This is a genomic window from Streptomyces sp. NPDC047981, assembly GCF_040653315.1.
Taxonomy (GTDB): Bacteria; Actinomycetota; Actinomycetes; order Streptomycetales; family Streptomycetaceae; genus Streptomyces.
Genome location: NZ_JBEZNQ010000008.1, coordinates 26,141 through 44,160, shown reverse-complemented (window position 1 = coordinate 44,160; position 18,020 = coordinate 26,141). Strand labels below are relative to the sequence as shown.

Annotated in this window: 10 protein-coding genes and 1 pseudogene; 5 read left to right on the top strand and 6 right to left on the bottom strand. The window is 72.4% G+C overall.

What is annotated here, in order from left to right:
- Positions 1-8: 8 nt before the first annotated feature.
- Complete coding sequence (eccD, locus tag AB0E14_RS07210) at positions 9-1,400, bottom strand: type VII secretion integral membrane protein EccD (protein WP_362413363.1); 1,392 nt, start codon at positions 1,398-1,400, stop codon at positions 9-11.
- Between the two features lie 241 nt (positions 1,401-1,641).
- Between eccD and eccCa the strand changes: the two genes are divergently transcribed.
- The gene (eccCa, locus tag AB0E14_RS07205; protein WP_362413361.1) at positions 1,642-5,601 is read left to right on the top strand and encodes a type VII secretion protein EccCa; all 3,960 of its coding nucleotides are present in this window, start codon (positions 1,642-1,644) and stop codon (positions 5,599-5,601) included.
- Positions 5,602-5,676: 75 nt separating this feature from the next.
- Here eccCa and AB0E14_RS07200 read toward each other — a convergent pair whose 3' ends face one another.
- Entirely contained in the window at positions 5,677-6,660 is a 984-nt protein-coding gene (locus AB0E14_RS07200) for a hypothetical protein (protein WP_362413359.1), read from the bottom strand.
- A gap of 208 nt (positions 6,661-6,868) precedes the next feature.
- On the opposite strand from AB0E14_RS07200, the pseudogene AB0E14_RS07195 reads away from it, so the two are divergent.
- Positions 6,869-7,711 (top strand): annotated as a pseudogene (locus AB0E14_RS07195) (IS5 family transposase).
- A 462-nt stretch (positions 7,712-8,173) separates the two neighbouring features.
- Here AB0E14_RS07195 and AB0E14_RS07190 read toward each other — a convergent pair.
- Both AB0E14_RS07190 and AB0E14_RS07185 read right to left on the bottom strand, forming a co-directional pair.
- Positions 8,174-9,391: a S8 family serine peptidase gene (locus tag AB0E14_RS07190; protein WP_362413357.1), complete on the bottom strand. Its 1,218-nt coding sequence runs from the start codon at positions 9,389-9,391 to the stop codon at positions 8,174-8,176.
- A 197-nt stretch (positions 9,392-9,588) separates the two neighbouring features.
- Complete coding sequence (locus AB0E14_RS07185; protein ID WP_362413579.1) at positions 9,589-12,873, bottom strand: right-handed parallel beta-helix repeat-containing protein; 3,285 nt, start codon at positions 12,871-12,873, stop codon at positions 9,589-9,591.
- Positions 12,874-13,182: 309 nt separating this feature from the next.
- On the opposite strand from AB0E14_RS07185, the gene AB0E14_RS07180 reads away from it, so the two are divergent.
- From AB0E14_RS07180 to AB0E14_RS07170, 3 genes are all read left to right on the top strand, one after another.
- Positions 13,183-13,599: a hypothetical protein gene (locus AB0E14_RS07180; RefSeq protein WP_362413355.1), complete on the top strand. Its 417-nt coding sequence runs from the start codon at positions 13,183-13,185 to the stop codon at positions 13,597-13,599.
- Positions 13,600-13,797: 198 nt separating this feature from the next.
- Positions 13,798-15,543, top strand: coding sequence for a histidinol-phosphate transaminase (locus AB0E14_RS07175; RefSeq protein WP_362413353.1), 1,746 nt, complete (start codon positions 13,798-13,800; stop codon positions 15,541-15,543).
- Complete coding sequence (locus tag AB0E14_RS07170; RefSeq protein WP_362413351.1) at positions 15,540-16,343, top strand: phosphatidate cytidylyltransferase; 804 nt, start codon at positions 15,540-15,542, stop codon at positions 16,341-16,343. Before AB0E14_RS07175 ends, AB0E14_RS07170 begins: the two co-directional genes overlap by 4 nt.
- A 32-nt stretch (positions 16,344-16,375) precedes the next feature.
- Here AB0E14_RS07170 and AB0E14_RS07165 read toward each other — a convergent pair whose 3' ends face one another.
- Both AB0E14_RS07165 and AB0E14_RS07160 read right to left on the bottom strand, forming a co-directional pair.
- Positions 16,376-17,167, bottom strand: a complete 792-nt coding sequence (locus tag AB0E14_RS07165) for a class I SAM-dependent methyltransferase (protein WP_362413349.1) — start codon at positions 17,165-17,167, stop codon at positions 16,376-16,378.
- A gap of 48 nt (positions 17,168-17,215) precedes the next feature.
- Positions 17,216-18,007 (bottom strand): isocitrate lyase/phosphoenolpyruvate mutase family protein, encoded by a 792-nt coding sequence (locus tag AB0E14_RS07160; protein ID WP_362413347.1) that lies wholly within the window; start codon positions 18,005-18,007, stop codon positions 17,216-17,218.
- Positions 18,008-18,020: the final 13 nt, after the last annotated feature.

Below are 18,020 nucleotides of genomic sequence, written 5' to 3'. Positions count from 1 at the left end.
CCCCGCCCCTATCCGCCGACGCCGCGAAGCGTCGCGTACAGGCCGAGCACCCACAGGGACAGCGGGATCAGCGCGACGGCGCACAGCGTGTGCAGGATGTCGGCCGCCCGGCCCCAGTGCGGCAGCACCCGCCGGCCCGGCACCGTCCACGAGGCGATCGCCGCCGACGCGCCGAGCGCGAGCAGCACGGCGACGAGCCCAGGACGCTGCTCCACGGAGAGCCCGATACCCAGCCGCACGGACAGCAGCACCAGCCCGAAGAGGCCCGGCAGGAGCAGCGCAGGGCGCTGCCACGCGTGGCCGACGCCCCGTGCGTGCAGCAGCAACAGGACGCTGAGCACGGCCGCGGTGATCAGCGAGGCCGTCGTCGGACGGTCGACGACCAGCCCGGTCACGACGGCCGCGCACACCAGGCCGGTCGCCGCGTACAGGGCCGTCATCCACTCCTCGGCGAGCGCCGTGCGGTCCACGACCTGCTGGTTCGGGTGGGGCTCGATGCCCTCCTGCAACTGCTCGGCGTTGGTCGGCAGGGCAGGGAGCTTGAGGCCGGACAGCCGGAACGCCATGCCGGGGACAAGACCGCCGAACGCCACCGCCACCACCGCGACGATGCTCGCCGCGTGCGCGGCCGGCACGTCCAGGAGCAGCATCAGACAGCCCCAGACCACGCCCATGAGCGCGACGACGGCGCAGCCGACCAGCAGCGGTACGAAGGCGGCGACCGCGACCACCGCGAGGACCGCGCCCCCGGCGGCGGCCGCCGAACCGGCGAGCAGGCGCGCCCCGATCACCTGCGGGCTCGCCTCTCCCACCGGCAGCAGAGCACCCGCCAGGGCCAGATAGGGCGGTGCGAGGGCGCCGAGCGCCGCACCGGCGGCGGCGTCGCCGACAGCACGGCTGGCCGAGGCGGCCGCGAACAGCACGAGCAGCGCGGTGGCCGCGGCCACCGCCGCCCGGAGCGGCGCCGCGCCACCGGGCAGGGCCAGCACCACCAGACCGGCGGCCAGCAGGACGACGGCGACGGTGCGCAGCGACCGGCGGCTCGTGCGCTCGGCCCAGCCGTGCGGGCGTTCGCGCATCGTGGAGGCGACCGCGTCGACCAGGTCGTCGAAGTGCAGCGGCGGCAGCGTCTGCGAGCGGGGCCGCAGATGCAGCGTCTCGCCGTCCCGCAGCGCGAGCGCCTCCAGCGTGGACTCGTCGTCCAGCGGATGGCCGCCCAGTCGTTGCAGGACCCAGCCGTCGTGCTCGATGCCCTCCTCCGCGAGGCCTTCGCCGGCGTGGTCGAGGAGGATGGGGAGCAGGTCGGCGACCGGTACGTCCGCGGGCACGGCGAGCTCGACGAGCCGTCGGGGGGTGTGGACCGTGAGCCGGCACAGGCCGGAGGTCGATGTGTCAGTCATGGCAGGGGCCAGCACCTCTTTGCCGGGGTCGGGAGGCCGAAGTAGAGCAGGCGTGGCTAACGTCGGACTGCCGTCGGCGCTTTAGCGGGCTCTGGTACGTATGACCTGTGCGCCCTCCGGCGCAGCGGTCACCCCTGCGTCCTCCGGCGCAGCGGCCAACCCGCCCCCTGTTTCCCGCGCGCGCCGTTCCGCGCGCGCCCCGCGCGCGGATCTCACGCGCGAGCGACCGAGGAGATTCCGGTTGAGCACTGTCCTGTTCCGCCGCCCCGCCCGCCGGCGCGGCCCCGACATGCCGGACGGCGAGCTGAGTCTCCAGGAGCCGCCCACCCTGCCCGAGGCCGAACCGAACTCCTCGGCCGTGTGGATGTACCTGCCGATGGGCCTCACCTCCCTCGCGATGCTGATGATGTTCATCAGACCCGGACAGGTCACCGCCTTCAGCTACTTCGCCATCGGCATGATGCTGCTGTCGTCCGTGGTGATGATCGTCGGACAGTTCATGCGCAGCGCGGGGGAGCGCAAACGCAAGCTCAAGGGAGAGCGCCGCGACTACCTGCGCTACCTGGCGCAGACCCGGCGCAGGATCCGGCGCACCGTGGCCGAGCAGCAGAAGGCGCTCGCCTGGCGCCACCCCGGACCCTCCGCCCTGTGGGCGCTGGTGGGCACCAGCCGGCAGTGGGAACGCCGATGCTCCGACGAGGACTTCGCGGAGGTGCGCGTCGCGGTGGGCGACCAGAAGCTCGGCACCCGCCTCGCCCCGCTGTCCACCAAGCCCGTCGAGGACCTCGAACCGCTGTCCGCGCACGCTCTGCGCAGCTTCATCCGGGCGTACGGCACGCTGCCCGAGCAGCCGATCGCGCTGTACCTGCGCGCCTGGTCGAAGGTGCTCGTCCAGGGTGATGAGGAGCGCGGCCGCGCGATGGTGCGCGCGCTCGTGGCGCAGCTCGCCACGTTCCACGCCCCCGAGGAGCTGACCGTGGCGCTCTGCCTGTCCGACGAGCGGCGCGCCGACTGGGAGTGGGCCAAGTGGCTGCCGCACGCCCAGCACAGCTACCAGCGTGACGGCGCGGGAGCGGCCCGCACCGTCGCGGCCGGCCTCGCCGAGCTGGAGGAGCTGCTCGGCGCCGACTTCACCGAACGGCCGCCGTTCGACCCGGACACCGCACCGAGCCGTGACGAGCCGTTCACGGTGATCGTGGTGGACGGCGGCGCCGTCCCCGGCGGACACCGGCTCTCCGGGCCCGGCTACCGCAACACCGTCGTGCTCGACCTCTCCGGGAACTTCGCCTGGAAGCCCGCGCGCGGCACGCTGCGCCTGCGGCTCGGCGAAGAAGGACTCCACCTGGTACGCACCGACCGCGACCGTCAGGAGCAGTCCCAACTCCTCGGTCGCCCGGACGCGCTGGGCCCGCTCGCCGCACGCGCGCTGGCGACACGCCTCTCCCCGTACCGTCTGGGCGGCGGCGCGGTCGCCGCGGAGCCCTTCGCCGCCGACACCGAACTGACGTCTCTGCTGGGCATATCCGACCTGCGCCGGCACGTCCCGGCCAAGCTCTTCGGCCGTCCGCTGGAGAGCCGGGAGCGACTTCGGGTGCCCATCGCCGTCGGCGAGGACGGTCTGCCCGTCGAACTGGACATCAAGGAGTCCGCGCAGGGCGGCATGGGCCCGCACGGCATGCTCATCGGAGCCACCGGCTCGGGCAAGTCCGAACTCCTGCGCACCCTCGTCCTCGGTCTCGCCCTCACCCACTCCTCCGAGACCCTCAACTTCGTCCTCGTCGACTTCAAGGGCGGCGCCACCTTCCTCGGCATGGACGGGCTGCCGCACACCTCCGCCGTCATCACCAACCTCGCCGACGAGATCCCGCTCGTCGCGCGCATGCAGGACGCCCTGCACGGCGAGCTGATCAGACGTCAGGAGCTGCTGCGCCGCGCCGGAAACTACTCCTCGGTCCTCGAGTACGAGAAGGCCCGCGCGGCCGGGACCCCGCTGGACCCGCTGCCGTCGCTGTTCGTCGTCGTCGACGAGTTCTCCGAACTCCTGGCCGCGCACCGGGACTTCATGGACCTGTTCGTGATGATCGGCCGCCTCGGCCGCTCCCTCGGCGTCCATCTGCTGCTCGCCTCCCAGCGGCTGGAGGAGGGCCGCATGCACCAGCTGGAGTCCCACCTGTCGTACCGCATCGGGCTGCGCACCTTCTCCGCTATGGAGTCACGCGGCGTCCTCGGCGTGCCCGACGCCTACCACCTGCCTCCCACGCCCGGCAGCGGCTACCTCAAGAGCGGGGTCGAGGCGCTGACCCGGTTCCGTGCCGCGTACGTGTCCGGCACCTACAAGGTCAAGCGCCGAAGCGCCCAGCAGGCCCGGATCGCCCGCCAGGTGGTGCCCTGGGCCACCACCTGGGTCGTTCCCCGCACCCTGCCCGCCGCGCCCGACCCGGTCGCGCCCGAGCCCGACGGCGACGAGACCCTCCTCGCCCTCGCCCTCGACAGCCTCCAGGACAGCGGACCGCCGGCGCACCAGGTGTGGCTGCCGCCGCTGGAGTCGGCACCCACGCTGGACGCCCTCCTGCCACCGCTGGAGGCCGACCCCCGCCTCGGTCTGACCACGGCCGGCTCGCCCGACCGGGGCCGCCTGCGGGTGCCGGTGGGTATCGTCGACAAACCCTTCGAGCAGGTACGCGAGCTGCTCACGGTCGACTTCTCCGGCGCGGGCGGGCACTTCGCCGTCGCCGGCGGCCCGCAGAGCGGCAAGTCGACCGTACTGCGCACCCTCATCACCGCGCTCGCCCTCACCCACACTCCGCGCGAGGTCCAGTTCTACTGTCTGGACTTCGGCGGCGGCGCCCTCCTCGGCCTGGCCGGCCTGCCGCACGTCGGCGGAGTCGCCGGCCGCCTGGACGCCGAGAAGATCTCCCGCACCCTGGCCGAGGTCACCACTCTGCTCGACCGTCGCGAGGTCTTCTTCCAGGAGGAGGGCATCGACTCCATGGCCACGTACCGCAAGCGGCGCGCGGCCGGACAGTACCCCGACGAGCCCTTCGGGGACGTGTTCCTGGTCGTGGACGGCTGGTCGACGGTCCGCAGCGACATGTTCGACGACATCGCCGTCTTCAACGGCCTGGCCACCCGTGGCCTCAACTACGGCGTCCACCTGATGGTCAGCACCGCCCGCTGGCTGGAGCTGTCCAACGCCCTGCGCGACCAGGTCGGCAACCGTCTCGAACTGCGCATGGGCGACCCCATGGACTCGGCGGTCGACACCCGGAAGGCCGCCACCGTGCCCGTGCGGCCCGGGCGCGGCCTGAGCCCCGACAAGCTGCACTTCCTCACGGCCCTGCCGCGGATCGACGGGTGCGAGGACGTCGAGGACCTCAGCGAAGCGCTGACCGCGCTCGTCGAACGGATCGCCGAGCACTGGGACGCGCCGGCCGCGCCTCCGGTCCGCATGCTGCCCACCCGCTTCGGCGTCCGGGAACTCAGCCCCGCCGAGACTCCGTTGCGCCTGCCCGTCGGCGTCGACGAAGCGTCGCTCGCGCCCGTCGTCCACGACTTCACGCAGAGCCCGCACCTGCTGATCGTCGGCGACACCGAGAGCGGCAAGACCAGCGCCCTGCGCCTGCTCGCCGAGCAGATCGTCGCGCACCACACCCCTGCAGAGGCGCGCATCCTGGTCGTCGACTACCGGCGCGAGCTGGTGGAGGCCGTGCCCGCGGAGTACCGCCTCGGACACGCCGTCGCCGTCAACCCCCTGCGCGAGCTCGTCGAAGGCGTCACCCGCGCCATGGTCGCCCGCACACCGTCCGAGGAGATCTCGCCGGCCCGGATGCGCCGCGCGGACTGGTGGACGGGACCGCGGCTGTTCGTCCTGGTCGACGACTACGAGATGGTCGGCTCGCCGTTCGACGGGCCCTTCGACCCGCTGATCCCGCACCTGCCGCTCGGCTACGAGATCGGCCTCCACCTGGTACTGGCCCGGGCGGCGACCGGCGCATCCCGTCAGGACCCGCTCACCCGGAAGCTCCAGGAGGTCAACGCGGCCGGTCTGCTCATGTCCTGCCCGACCTCCGAAGGCTTCGTCTTCGACGGCGTCCGCCCGCGCATCCTGCCGCCCGGCCGTGCCCTGCGGATCGCCCGGCGCAAGGCCGCGCTGGTGCAACTCGCCCTGCCCACGCAGACGGAGACGGAGGAGCCGGACTAGGCACTGTCCGGCGGATCACGTGACTAGGAACCGGAAGGCCATCCTGACTGGCACCGGTTGGCACGACAGCCCTTGTCAGTTCTTACGGATGCGGTGTGCCTCGGCAACGAGTCTCCGAGGCAGCTTCGGACCTGCACATGCGTAGTCGATCAGCAGATTCCGATAGGTGGTGTTCGCGATCTCTGGCGCCAGGGCGATCAGGGCACTCAGGTCGTCGGACGAGCCGGAAAGGCGCGCGCGGTAGGCGGCGCTCGCCGCGCGCAGGGTGACTTCGTGAGGTTCGTATTTCAGGCCCTGTTCAACGAGGCTCGCGGCTGCGGCGAAGTCACCCTGCTCGGCACGCACGTCCGCTAGGTCCAGGTAGAGGGACCAGTTGGCGGAGTCTAGGAGCAGGGCGGATTCGAAGGCTGCAGCAGCGTGATCCAGGTTGCCCATCACACGCCAGGTGGCCGCTCGTGCGACTGCCGTCCAAATGACCCGATCGACGGCATCGGCGCGGTCGCACAGTGCAAAGGACAGTTCGTACCGGCCGCAGGCCCGGGGCAGCCTGGCCATCGCGGCCAGCGACTCCGGCACGGGATCCCGTTCGGACACCACGTCGAGGGCGTGGAACCAGGGCGCGAACCGCTCCCGCATCTCGTCGGTGTCCAGGTCGTGGCCGTAGTCCAACGTCCGCAGACACGCCTCTGCCAGCGCCGCAGCACTCACCGCGCCGAGAAAGCGGGCATCGCCGAACCAGGGTGCAGTACCCCATGCCGCGTTGGGCCGCACACCCGTGACCGAACCAAGGGCCATCACCGCGTTGTTCATGTCCCCTTCAAGGAACAAGAAGTACGCCTGCGCCAGCACAGCACTCAAGGAGCCGTCCCCTTCGAGACTCTCCTTCAGTTCCGAGCGTCGGTCCTGCCACAACTCGGCGAGGGCCGCATAGGGCTCCGGAGCCGCCGGTTCCGAGGCTATTGCCCCCACCAAAAGCTGCACGGCCCCCACCGGGCTTCCGCCGCAGTGCGCCATCACACCAGCGAGACTGACTCCCGCCGCCACTGACTGATTGGACATCGCCAGAGAATACCCGTGGGCAAAGGTTAGGTGAGCACTTCCGCATGGACGGCGGTAACGCTGTCGGCGATCTGTCAGTCACGGCAACCCGGCCAGCAACGACGGCACACAAAGTCGACGATCACCCCAGTCGGCGAAACGAGCCGGAGGGGGAGCCCCTCTCAACGCGCCGCCCGATCCTGCCGCGTTGCTGGCTCGTTAGTCCAGCATGGGGCGGGGTGATCTGACGAATGCCGAGTGGGCCCGGCTGGAGACGCACCTGCCGGCGTCGGGGCGGCGTGGCGGGCGGTGGAACGACCACCGCCAGGTGATCAACGGGATCTTGTTCCGGGTCCGGACGGGCATACCGTGGCGGGATTTGCCTGAGCGTTTCGGCAGCTGGAAGACCGTTTATGAACGGCACCGGCGCTGGTCGGCGGACGGCACGTGGGACCGGATCCTGCGTGCCGTTCAGGCGGAGGCCGATCTCGCAGGCCGGATTGACTGGAGCATGGTCAGCGTCGACTCGACGTCATGCCGGGCCCATCAGCACGCGGCCGGAGCCCGAAAGAAGAAGCCGCGCGTCCCGAAAAAAGGACAACGCCCCGGCACCACCGCACTGACGAGGGACTCGGACGGTCCCGGGGCGGCCTGACCTGCAAAATCCACCTCGCCGGTGAGGGTGGATGCCGATTAGGGTGGATGCCGACCGATGGCCTTCCTTGTCACGCCCGGACAGTGGGGCGACGCACCGCAGATGATCGAGGTCCTCGAACGCATCCGCGTTCCCCGTCCGCAGGGCGGGCGGCCGCGCACCCGGCCAGACCAGGTTGGCGGCGACAAGGCATACAGCTCGCGCCGCAACCGCCGTTACCTGCGAAGACGCCAGATCAAGCACACCATCCCAGAGCCGAAGGACCAGCGAGCCAACCGCAAACGGCGTGGCAGCAAGGGCGGCAGGCCCGCCGGTTTCGACGGTGAGATCTACAAACGCCGGAACGAGGTTGAGCGGACGATCAACCGGCTCAAGAACTCCCGAGCCGTCGCCACCCGCTACGACAAGAGGGCCTAAGCCTTCCATGGCACCGTAACGGTCGCGGCGGTCCTCTTATGGCTCCGCCCGTGATCCGCCGGACAGTGTCTAGACCCGGACGGGGAGACCGAGTCCGGCCGGCCCGAAGGCGGGCGTCGGCCGGGCCCGCCGGTGCCGCTTCGGCCGAGGGCCGGGACGGTACCGCCTCGGCGCCGAGCGGCCTGGCCGAGCCCACGCCGAGTCGGCCCGGGCCGAAGCGGTGCTCGTCCTGTGCCGGGCCGGCGGGGTTCAGGTCCGCTCGTCCTCTGCTGGGCCGGTGGGGTTCATGTCTGCTCGTCCTGTGCCGGGCCGGCGGGTTTTAGGCCCGCCTGTTCTGCGCCGGGCCGGCGGGTCTTAGGCCCGCCTGTCCTGCTCCGGGCAGGGGGGCAGGTCCGCCCGTCCTGCTCAGGGTCGGCGGGGGTGGGACTCGCACCCCGCCTTCCTCACTCCGCGCCGACGGGCTCAAGCCCCGCCCGGTCCGTGGTCCCCGATCCGCCCGGCGCGCCAGCCCCGCCGCCGGCCGCGCGGCACGACCGCCGCCAGGAACGCCACCACGACCACCGTCCCCAGCGATCCGCCCGTGACGAGCAGCGCCATGGTCCGGGCGGAGCCGGTGTCGTCGGCCTCCCGCAGGCGTATCGCGCCGGCCCCCGTCGCCTGCGCCTTCGGCGCCTGCGAGGGCTCCGGAGCGGTGCCCGCGACCGCCCCGTACGGGTCCAGGGCGGGCAGGTCACCGGGGTACGTCGTCCGCAGCAACCGCTCCCGTACCTGCTGCGCGTCGAGTTGGGGGTGGTACGCACGCACCAGCGCCGCCGTTCCCGCCGTGACCGCCGCCGCCAGCGAGGCACCCGAGCCGGTCCACTTGCCGTCGCCGTGCGGCCCCGGGCCGACCAGCGCGGTGCCGGGGGCGGTCAGGTCGGCCCGGGTGAACCGGGGCGCACGGTCGGCGAGGCCGCCGTCGGGACCGCTGGCCACGACAGCCAGGGCCTGCTGCGGCGGTGCGGGAGCGGGCGGAGCCGCCCCGCCGTCGGCCGTGGGCGTGCTGTCGGCAGCCGCCGGCACGACGACGAGCGCGTCCGCCCGTGTGGCGGCGGCCATCGCCGACCGCACCCGCGGATCGGCACCGTCGAGGGGCGCGCCGACGGCGATGACGTCCGCGCCGCCCTGCGCCGCTTCCCGGATCCCGTCGGCCATGCGGACGGGATCCGCCTCACCCCGGGTGCCCGTGCCCCGCACGGCCAGGATCTCCGTGCGGGGCGCGACGCCCGAGAAGCCCTGCCCCGGCGCGGTGGCCCCGGCGGCGATGCCCGCGAGGAAGGACCCTCGGCCCACGCAGTCGCCGTGGGCGTCTCCCAGCGCCCGTACCCGCCCCTTGAGCACGGACGTCACCCCGCTGACTCCGGTCGAGACCACGGCGACCGTCACGCCCTGCCCTTGCGACAGCTGCCACACCTGGTCGAGCCCCAGCGCGCGCCGTGTCCACGGCGCGTCCGCGAGCGGACGGCCGGCGAACGACGTGCACTTCTGGTCGGGAGCCAGCCGCTCGGGCATGCCCGGCAGCGCCACCGGCGGGTCCGCGGCCCCGGCGGCGTGTGCGGGCAGGACGGTGGCCGCGGCCAGTGCCAGCGTGCAGAGGATGAGGGGTGTACGGCGGCGCATGGACGGCGTACCTCGTTCCATGAGAGGGGAGGGGACACCGGCCGCAACCGGCCGGTCGCAGAGGACGGACCACGATCCAGGACCCGCGGATCCAGGACCCGCGGATCCAGGACCCGCGGATCCAGGACCCCGGATACAGGACCCCGGATACAGGACCCGCAGATCGCGGGCCGCGATCCAGGACCCGGAACCGGCGCGCGCCGATCCGGGGCCTCGGATCAGACGGACAGGTCCTGCGGCAGCAGCCGCCGCAGGTCGTCGAGGCCCGGCGCGGCCATCGTGCTCAGCCGGCCGGCCTGCCGGGTCATCATCCGCTCCAGGGTCTGGCGGGCCAGGCGGGCGTTGCCGAACGCGCGGCCGCGCGGCAGCGAGTCGAAGTACGCCGCGAGCGCCTCCTCGGTGCCTGCGGCACAGTCGTAACCGTTGTCGGCGGCATGCCGACGGACGATGGTGACCAGCTCGCCGGAGGAGTAGTCGGGGAACTCGACGTGCCGGGTGAAGCGGGACTCCAGGCCTGGGTTGGACCCGAGGAACCGGGCCATCTCGTCGGTGTAGCCGGCGGCGATCACCACCACCTCGTCGCGGTGGTCCTCCATCAGCTTCAGCAGCGTGTCCACCGCCTCCTGCCCGAAGTCGGACGACGCACCGCCACCCGGAGGCGTGAGGGTGTAGGCCTCGTCGATGAACAGCACCCCACCCAGAGCACGCTCGAAGACCTCCTTCGTCAGCCGCGCCGTGTGACCGATGTAGCGGCCCACCAGATCGGCGCGTGAGACCTCCACCAGCTGACCGCGCGGCAGCACTCCGAGCGAGACCAGCAGCTCCCCGTACAGACGGGCCACGGTCGTCTTCCCCGTGCCGGGCGGGCCGGCGAAGACGAGGTGGTTGCTCAGCCGCGGGGCGGGCAGGCCCGCCGCGGCCCTGCGGCGGGCGGCCGCGAGCAGGTTGACGAGATCGCCCACCTCGCGTTTGACGTTCGCCAGGCCCACCAGCGACTCCAGGCGCTGGAGCGGGTCTCCGGCCGGGTCCTCACCGGAGGCCGCGGCCGGGGCGCCGACATCCTCGGGGACGAAGAGGGACAGGTCCTGCTCGCTCACGTCCGCGAGCGTGGACAGACGGGAGGCCTGCCGGTCGACCATCTCCTCGAAGACCTTGCGTGCGGTACGGCCGTTGCCGAACACCGCGTCGCGGGGAATGGCCTCGAAGCGTGCGCGCAGCGCGGTGCGGGCGGCCGGGTCCAGCTCGTAGTGGTGACCGGCGCACATCCGCTCGACGATGGTGACCAGTTCCTCGGACGTGTAGTCGGTGAACTCGACGGTCCGGGTGAACCGGGAGGCGAGTCCCGGGTTGGAGGCGAGGAAGCCGTCCATCTCGGCGGGATAGCCGGCCGCGATGACCACGACGTCCTCGCGGTGATCCTCCATCAGCTTCACCAGGGTGTCGATGGCCTCACGGCCGAAGTCGGCGCCCGAACCGCCACCGTCCGAAAGGAGCGTGTACGCCTCGTCGACGAACAGCACGCCGCCGAGCGCCTTGGTGAACGTCTCCGTGGTCTTGATGGCAGTTCCGCCGACGATCTGAGCCACCAGATCGGCACGCGAGACCTCCACCAGATGGCCCGAACGCAGCACCCCGAGCTGGGCCAGGATCGAGCCGTACAGGCGGGCCACGGTCGTCTTGCCGGTGCCCGGAGGGCCCGCGAAGACCAGATGGCGGCTGGTGGGCGGGGCGGGCATGCCGAGTCTGGCGCGCCGCTGGGCGAGCCGGTTGAGGTTGATCAGGGTCAGCACCTGCTGCTTCACGTCTTCGAGGCCGATCAAGGACCGCAGTTCGTCGACCGGGCCGCTGTTCTCGGCGGGCTGCGGCACCGCGCCCGCCGGCAGTCGTCCGCCGCCCGCGTCCTCGGCGGCCGCGGCGCTTCCCCACGCGTCCGCGGCACCGTTGCCCGTACTCGTCAGAGCGTCGACGGCCAGCCGCTCACCGGGCACCGTCTGGCGCAGCCCACTGCCCTGGTTGTTCTGGAGGACACAGCCGGCCAGCGAGACGGGGTCGGTGCCCTCGACGCGGACACCGTCACCACCCGAGCCGGTGACCTCGCAGGCGCTCAGCGCGGCCTTGGCCCCCGGCGCGAGGAGTACGCCGTGCTCGGCGGCACCGGTGACCCTGGCACGAGTGGCGGACAGCTCACCGTCCGCCTCGACGTGGATGCCCGCCCCGCCCGACCCCTCCACCACGGTGTCCCGCAGCGTGAGCGTGCCCAGGGACCCGACCCGGGCGGCCGCGCCACCGGTGGAACGCAGCCGCCCACCGCCCACGTACAGAGTGCCGTGGCCGGACACGTGCACCGCGGACCCGCCGGTCTCCTCGACGACACAGTCCTCCAGACGCCCCCGCGCGTCCTTGGCGACCTCGACCCCGTGCCCACCGGTACGGGTCACGGTCGCGCGCCGCAGCAGCGGATTGGCTCCCGCGCGCACCACGATGCCGGTGCCCGTGGTGTCGAGGACCCGCAGCCGGTCGAACTCCGCGGTGGAATCCTCCTCCACGAGCACGCCGACGCTCTGCGCGTCCCGGACCAGGCTCCCGGCGAGGGAAGGCGACGCGTAACCGGTGACGCGGATCGCGGCGTCCTTCGCCCCGGTGAACTCACAGTCGCTGAACGTACCCCGGCCCCGATCCGTCACCAACAGCCCGTGCCCGGCGGTCCGTTCGGTGCGGCACCGGGTCAGCGTGGGCGCGCTGCCCGCGCCCACGACGAATCCGTGACCGCTGGTCTCCACCACGGTCACCTCCTCCAGAACGGCGGCCCTGGTGCTGTGCACGAGCACGCCGACCACCGCTTCGCGCACGGTGCCACGCGTGAAGGTGACCGCACTGTCCTCCTCGACGGCCACACCCGGTTTGTCGGTCCCGGTGATGTCGCAGTCCTCCAGACGCACGGAGGCCTGTCCGTTCGTCAGCACGCCGTTGCCGCGCGCGTCACGCAACCGGCAGCCGCGCAGCGTGACGCGGCCCTGCTCACCGGCCACCACCGCGGAGGTGCCCACGTGCTCGACCGTGCAGTCCTCCAGGAAGCTCTCCGCAGCGGAGGTGGACACCACACCTGCCCCCGCCGGATTGCCGACGTGGCACTGGCGCAGTGCCAGCGAACCACTGCCACGCGCGAACAGGGCCGTCCAGGCCGAGCCGCGCACGTCGCACCGGTCCATGGCGACCTGCCCGCGCGGAGCGTCCACCACGGGCAGGTCGTCGTCGTGGCCGCGGAGCACGAGATCGCTCACCATCAGCGCGTCCCCGGTGAAGGTCAGCGCCACGCCGCGGCGCGGAGCGACCTCGACCGTCCCGCGCCCCTCCGCGGCGACGAGCGTGATGGCGGCCGACACGACCAGGGCTTCCTCGTACCGACCGGGCTGGATGCTGACGACGGCTCCGGTACGGGCGCGGGCGACGGCCTCCGCGATGGTGCGGCAGTCGCCTGCGCCGTCGGCGCGGACGGTGAGCATCTGACGTGACACGCGGCTGACCTCCCGGCCCCGCCCGTGGAAGCGGGACCGGGCACGTGACAAGTGGGTTGCTGGTTGAGGCCAGCGACCGTAGCAATCCCCGCTAAGGGCAACGGCGTTAGCGAAACGTGAGCGACACGTAAGCGCCGCCCGCCCCGGCCGCCGCACCGGTGGGCCCTTTCGCGCCGCGAGCGTCAGGCCCGGCCCGATCTTCGGCGGCACACGCCGTGTCCATAGGCGCGCGCTCGAAGCACGGCGGGGAGCGGGCGGATAATGGGCTCCCCTCGAACGACCGGAGACGAAGGATCCATGACGCTCACAGAAGGCCGGCGGGTCACGCTGGCGGAGGACCTGCGACTGACCGGCCACGTCACCCGGGCCGACGGAGCCCGGCAGGACACGGACTCGGACTCGGACTCGGAGGCAGGGTTCCTCGCCCTGGGCGCGGGACTCGGGGGCATCGTCGAGCGGGTGACCGAGCACGGGCGCGTCAAGAGCCACGAGGTCCGCGAGTACGAACGGCTCACGTCGCTCTTCGACGACTTCGGCCACCAGATGCCCCCGGTCAGCAGGCAACAGCTGCAGGAGCAGATCGCCTCGCTGGTCCCCGCGTGGAACGCCTACCGGGACCAGGTGCAGCGGGTGACGGTCCGGGTCCGTCTCGACAACGGCTTCGTCCTGGACGAGGCACCCGTGGATGCCTTCACCCTCCTCCGCTCACCCTGACACCCTCCATCGGGTGGTGCCCTGGCCACCGGGCCGTCGGGACCAGTACGTCGAGCGCGCGCAGGGCCTGTTGGCCGAGTCGGGGCGGTCCGCCACTGATCAACTCCCGGTACGCGGTGAGTACGCGTACTCAGGTGCCCTCGGCAGGTCTTCCTCGATGCTGATGCGCGAACACCGGACCGCCTCAAGGGGACATGCATGGACCACGCCCACGCCCTTCAGCTGCGCACCGCCACGACTGGCGATCGCGACTGGATCCACGAGCTGCGCCATCGTGTGTACGCGGAGGAGCTGGGACAGCATCCGGTGGATCCGACCGGACGGCTGAGCGACGGACTCGACGGCGACAACGTGTACCTCGTGGCCGCGCGCGGTGAGACCCGGATCGGCTTCGTCAGCCTCACCCCACCGTGGGTCGGGCGCTACTCCCTCGACAAGTACCTGACGCGTGAAGAGCTCCCCGTCCTGGCCGAGGAAGCGCCGTTCGAGATCAGGGTCCTGACCGTCGAGGAGCGCTGGCGGGCCACGACCGCGGCCCCGCTCCTCATGTACGCAGCGCTGCGCTGGGTCGCGGCGCGCGGCGGACGCCAGGTCGTGGCGATGGGGCGCACGGACCTGCTCGCCATGTACCTCGCCGCAGGGCTGCGGCCGACGGGACACACGGTCCGCGCGGGTGCGGTCTCCTTCGAGGTGCTGAGCGGCTCCGTGGCCGAGCTGACGAAGACGGTGGGGGAGCGCCACGGCCGGACCCTGGAGCGTCTGCGGGCGGGGCTCGACTGGCAGTTGGACGTGCCGTTCGCGCCGCGCGCGGACGGCTGCGAGCACGGCGGAGCCTTCTTCTCGGCGATCGGTACGGACTTCCGTACGCTGACCCGCCGTCACGAGGTCGTCCCCGCCGATGTGCTGGACGCCTGGTTCCCGCCGTCCCCGGAGGTCCGCGCGGTCATGGCGGAGGATCCGGCGTGGGCGGCGCGTACCTCGCCGCCCACGGGCGCGGAGGGACTGCTCGCGGAGATCGCCAGGGCCCGCGGGCTGCCGGTGCGGTCACTTGTGGTCGAGGCGGGCTCGTCCGACCTGATCTTCCGTGCCTTCGGCCGGTGGCTCACCCCGGAAAGCCGAGTCCTCCTGCTGGACCCGGGCTACGGCGAGTACGCCCACGTCACCGAGCGCGTGATCGGCTGCCACGTCGACCGGCTCCCCCTGCGCCGTGAGGACGGCTGGCTGCTCGACCCGGCCCGGCTCGCCGCCGCGACCCGCAGTGGACGGTACGACCTCGTCGTGGTGGTCAACCCGAACAACCCGACCGGCCGCCACGCTCCCGCCGACGCGCTGCGCGCGGTCATCGAGGCCTCGCCCGCACGGACCCGGTGGTGGATCGACGAGGCGTACCTGGGCTATGTCGACCCGGCGGACTCGCTGGTCGGACTCGCCACGGCCGACCCGAGGGTCGTGGTCTGCACCTCGCTGTCCAAGATGTACGCGCTGTCGGGAATGCGCGCCGCGTACCTGGTGGCCGACGAGGCCACAGCCGCGGAGCTGCGCCGCTGGACTCCGCCGTGGCCCGTGAGCCTCCCTGCCCAGCTGGCCGCCGTGACGGCTCTGCGCAGCCCCGCGCACTACGCGGAACAGTGGTCGCGCACGCACCTCCTGCGCCGAGAACTGGCCCACGCCCTCAGCGAGTTGGACGGGTTCTCCGAGGTCGACGAGGGAGTGGCGAACTTCCTCACGGTGACCCTGCCGGCGGACGGACCGAGCGCGGCTCAGCTGGTGCGCGAGTGCCGGCGGCACGACGTGTACCTGCGGGACCTGTCGCCGATGTCCCCGGCGTACGAGGGGCGGACCGTCCGGATCGCCGTCCGCGACACGGCGGAGAACGCGCGGATCGTGGCGGCGTGCCGGAGTTCCCTGCACGCGCTGACCACGCGGGTACGGGTCTCCCGGTGATCACGGTCGCGGGTCTCGTGCCCTACCTCGGCGGAGCGCTGGCCGCCGGAGGGGTCGCGGTGGCGGCGACGCGGCAGCGTGAGCTGATGCTCCGGTGGTGCGTGTGGGCGATCGGAGTACCTCTGCTCACCGCGGCGTTCTGGCTCGGGCCACCCGGGATCGCGGTCCTCGCGTCCGTGGTCGGGGCGGTCGCGGTGGCGGAGTACGGCGGGCTGCTGAAACTGGGGCCGGTGGACCGCGTCGTGCTCGGTGCGGCGGTCCTCGGGCTCGTCCTGACCGCCTGGCTCGCCCCCGGGGAGGTGCTCCGCGTAGCGGCGGTCGGGGCGCTCGCGATCGCCGGCGTGCCCCTGCTATCGGGCGACGCGGAGCACGGACTCCGGCGCCTGGGGACGGGCCTGCTGGGGCTCGTATGGCTGGGCGTTCTGGCCGGTCTCGTACCCCTGGGCACCCTCGGCCTCGTCCTGTTCGTGGCCGTGTCGATCGCGGACATCGTCGCGTACGCCGCGGGCCGCCGCCTCGGCGGCCCCCATCTGTCCCCTCTGTCACCGGCCAAGCGCTGGAGCGGCACGCTGGCGGGCGCGGCTGCCGGCCTCGGCGTGCTGGCCGTGCTGTCCTGCCTGACGTGGCAGACGGCCGTGGCCGTGGCCGTCGGCGGTCCCCTGGGGGACCTCCTGGAGTCGATGATCAAGCGCGGCGCCCACGCGAAGGACTCCGGCGGCTGGCTCGCCGGCTCGGGCGGCCTGCTGGACAGGATCGACTCCCTCCTGGTCGCCCTGGCGGTGCTGTGGGTACTGACGTGAACGAACACCGCCGTCGACTCTCGTCCGCGCCGTCATCGGAGGTGTGAGGGCTTGCGTGCCTCGATCAGGAAGCGCGTCGTGTGGGCGACGAACGGACCCTCCTCCGTGATGAGCCCATGCAGCTCGCGCAAGCGGTCGCGGTAGGCGTCGACGGTGAAGCCGGGAACCATCCAGATCACCTTGCGCAGGAAGTAGACCACCGCGCCGACGTCGTAGAACTCGGTGCGCAACCGCTCGAAGCGCAGGTCCACGACCTCCAGCCCCGCCGCCTCGGCGCTGCGCCGCGCGTCGTCGGGGTGCCGGTCGCGGCGTGTCCCCTCGGGCTGCGGGCCGAGGAAGAACTCGACGACTTCGAAGACGCTCGCGTGGCCCACCTGTTGGGACAGGTACGTTCCGCCCGGCTCGAGAACGCGAGCGATCTCGTCCCACCACACGGTCACCGGGTGGCGGCTCGTCACCAGGTCGAAGGCGGCGTCGGAGAACGGCAGCGGCGGTTCGTCCGAGTCGGCGACCACCACCGCACCCCGCGGGTGCAAGAGACGAGTCGCCTTGTCGACGTTCGGTGGCCACGACTCCGTGGCCACCATCGTCGGCGGCAGCTTCGCCGCGCCGGCCAGGACTTCGCCGCCGCCCGTCTGGACGTCGAGCGCGGCCCTGGCACGGCCGAGGCGCTCACTCATCAACCGCTGGTATCCCCACGAGGGGCGCTGCTCGGTGGCCCGGCCGTCCAGCCACGAGAAGTCCCAGCCCTCCACAGGGGCCTCGTCGGCTTCCGTGACGAGCTCGTCGAAGGAGCGGGAAGAACGGGGTGCTGAGTCATGCATGGAGCAACCCTCGCATCCGACCACGCTCGCGGCACAACAGGTTGTGGGTCAGGACAGGAGCAGCGTGTTGAGCCCCGCGTAGTCGAAGCCGCCCTCCAAGGTACTTGTCGTCCCTTCCTCCAGCAGTTCGCGAGCGGCTCGCTCCGCCAGCCCGTATGCCGCCTCGGCGATCGACGATCCCGCGCTGACGCGCGCGGCTCCCGCGGCGGCGAGCTCGGGCACGGGGAGCGAACCGGGCCCGGCGAGGACGTTGACAGGCAGCGGCTGAGAGCCGACGAGCGTGCTGACCGTCCGAGCGTCCGGTGTGCCGAGAACGAAGATGCCGTCCGCGCCGGCCGCCCCGTAGGCGCGTGCGCGGGCGAGCGTCTCGTCCAGCCAGGCCGAGCGGTCACCGGGCGGCAGGCGATGCGTGTCGATGCGGGCGTTGATGAACAACGGAACGCCGGCATCGTCCGCGGCCTCGCGAGCCGCTGCGATCCGGTGCGCCTGTTCGGCGACCGGACGCAGGGTGTCCTCCAGGTTGATCCCCACGGCGCCCGCCGCGAGGACGCCGCGCACGGTCTCGGCGACGCCGGCCGGGTCGGTGGCGTAGCCGCGTTCGATGTCGGCGGTGACAGGCAGGTCGACAACGGCCGTGATCCGGGAGATCGCGCCGAGCGCCTGGTCGCGGGTGAGGCGGTCGCCGTCGCCGTGGCCGAGTGACCAGGCGACCCCGGCACTGGTGGTCGCGATCGCCCGGGCTCCGGCGTTCGCGACCACGCGTGCGGAAGTCCCGTCCCACGCATTGGGCAGGACCAGGGGAGAGCCCGGAACGTGCAGGGAACGGAACAGCTGTGCCATGTCGAGAAGTGTC

Coding starts and splice junctions, on each gene's coding strand:
- eccD (WP_362413363.1), bottom strand. CDS start 1,400: ATGACTGACACATCGACCTCCGGCCTGTGCCGGCTCACGGTCCACACC.
- AB0E14_RS07200 (WP_362413359.1), bottom strand. CDS start 6,660: ATGTCCAATCAGTCAGTGGCGGCGGGAGTCAGTCTCGCTGGTGTGATG.
- AB0E14_RS07190 (WP_362413357.1), bottom strand. CDS start 9,391: ATGGAACGAGGTACGCCGTCCATGCGCCGCCGTACACCCCTCATCCTC.
- AB0E14_RS07185 (WP_362413579.1), bottom strand. CDS start 12,873: ATGCTCACCGTCCGCGCCGACGGCGCAGGCGACTGCCGCACCATCGCG.
- AB0E14_RS07180 (WP_362413355.1), top strand. CDS start 13,183: ATGACGCTCACAGAAGGCCGGCGGGTCACGCTGGCGGAGGACCTGCGA.
- AB0E14_RS07175 (WP_362413353.1), top strand. CDS start 13,798: ATGGACCACGCCCACGCCCTTCAGCTGCGCACCGCCACGACTGGCGAT.
- AB0E14_RS07165 (WP_362413349.1), bottom strand. CDS start 17,167: ATGCATGACTCAGCACCCCGTTCTTCCCGCTCCTTCGACGAGCTCGTC.
- AB0E14_RS07160 (WP_362413347.1), bottom strand. CDS start 18,007: ATGGCACAGCTGTTCCGTTCCCTGCACGTTCCGGGCTCTCCCCTGGTC.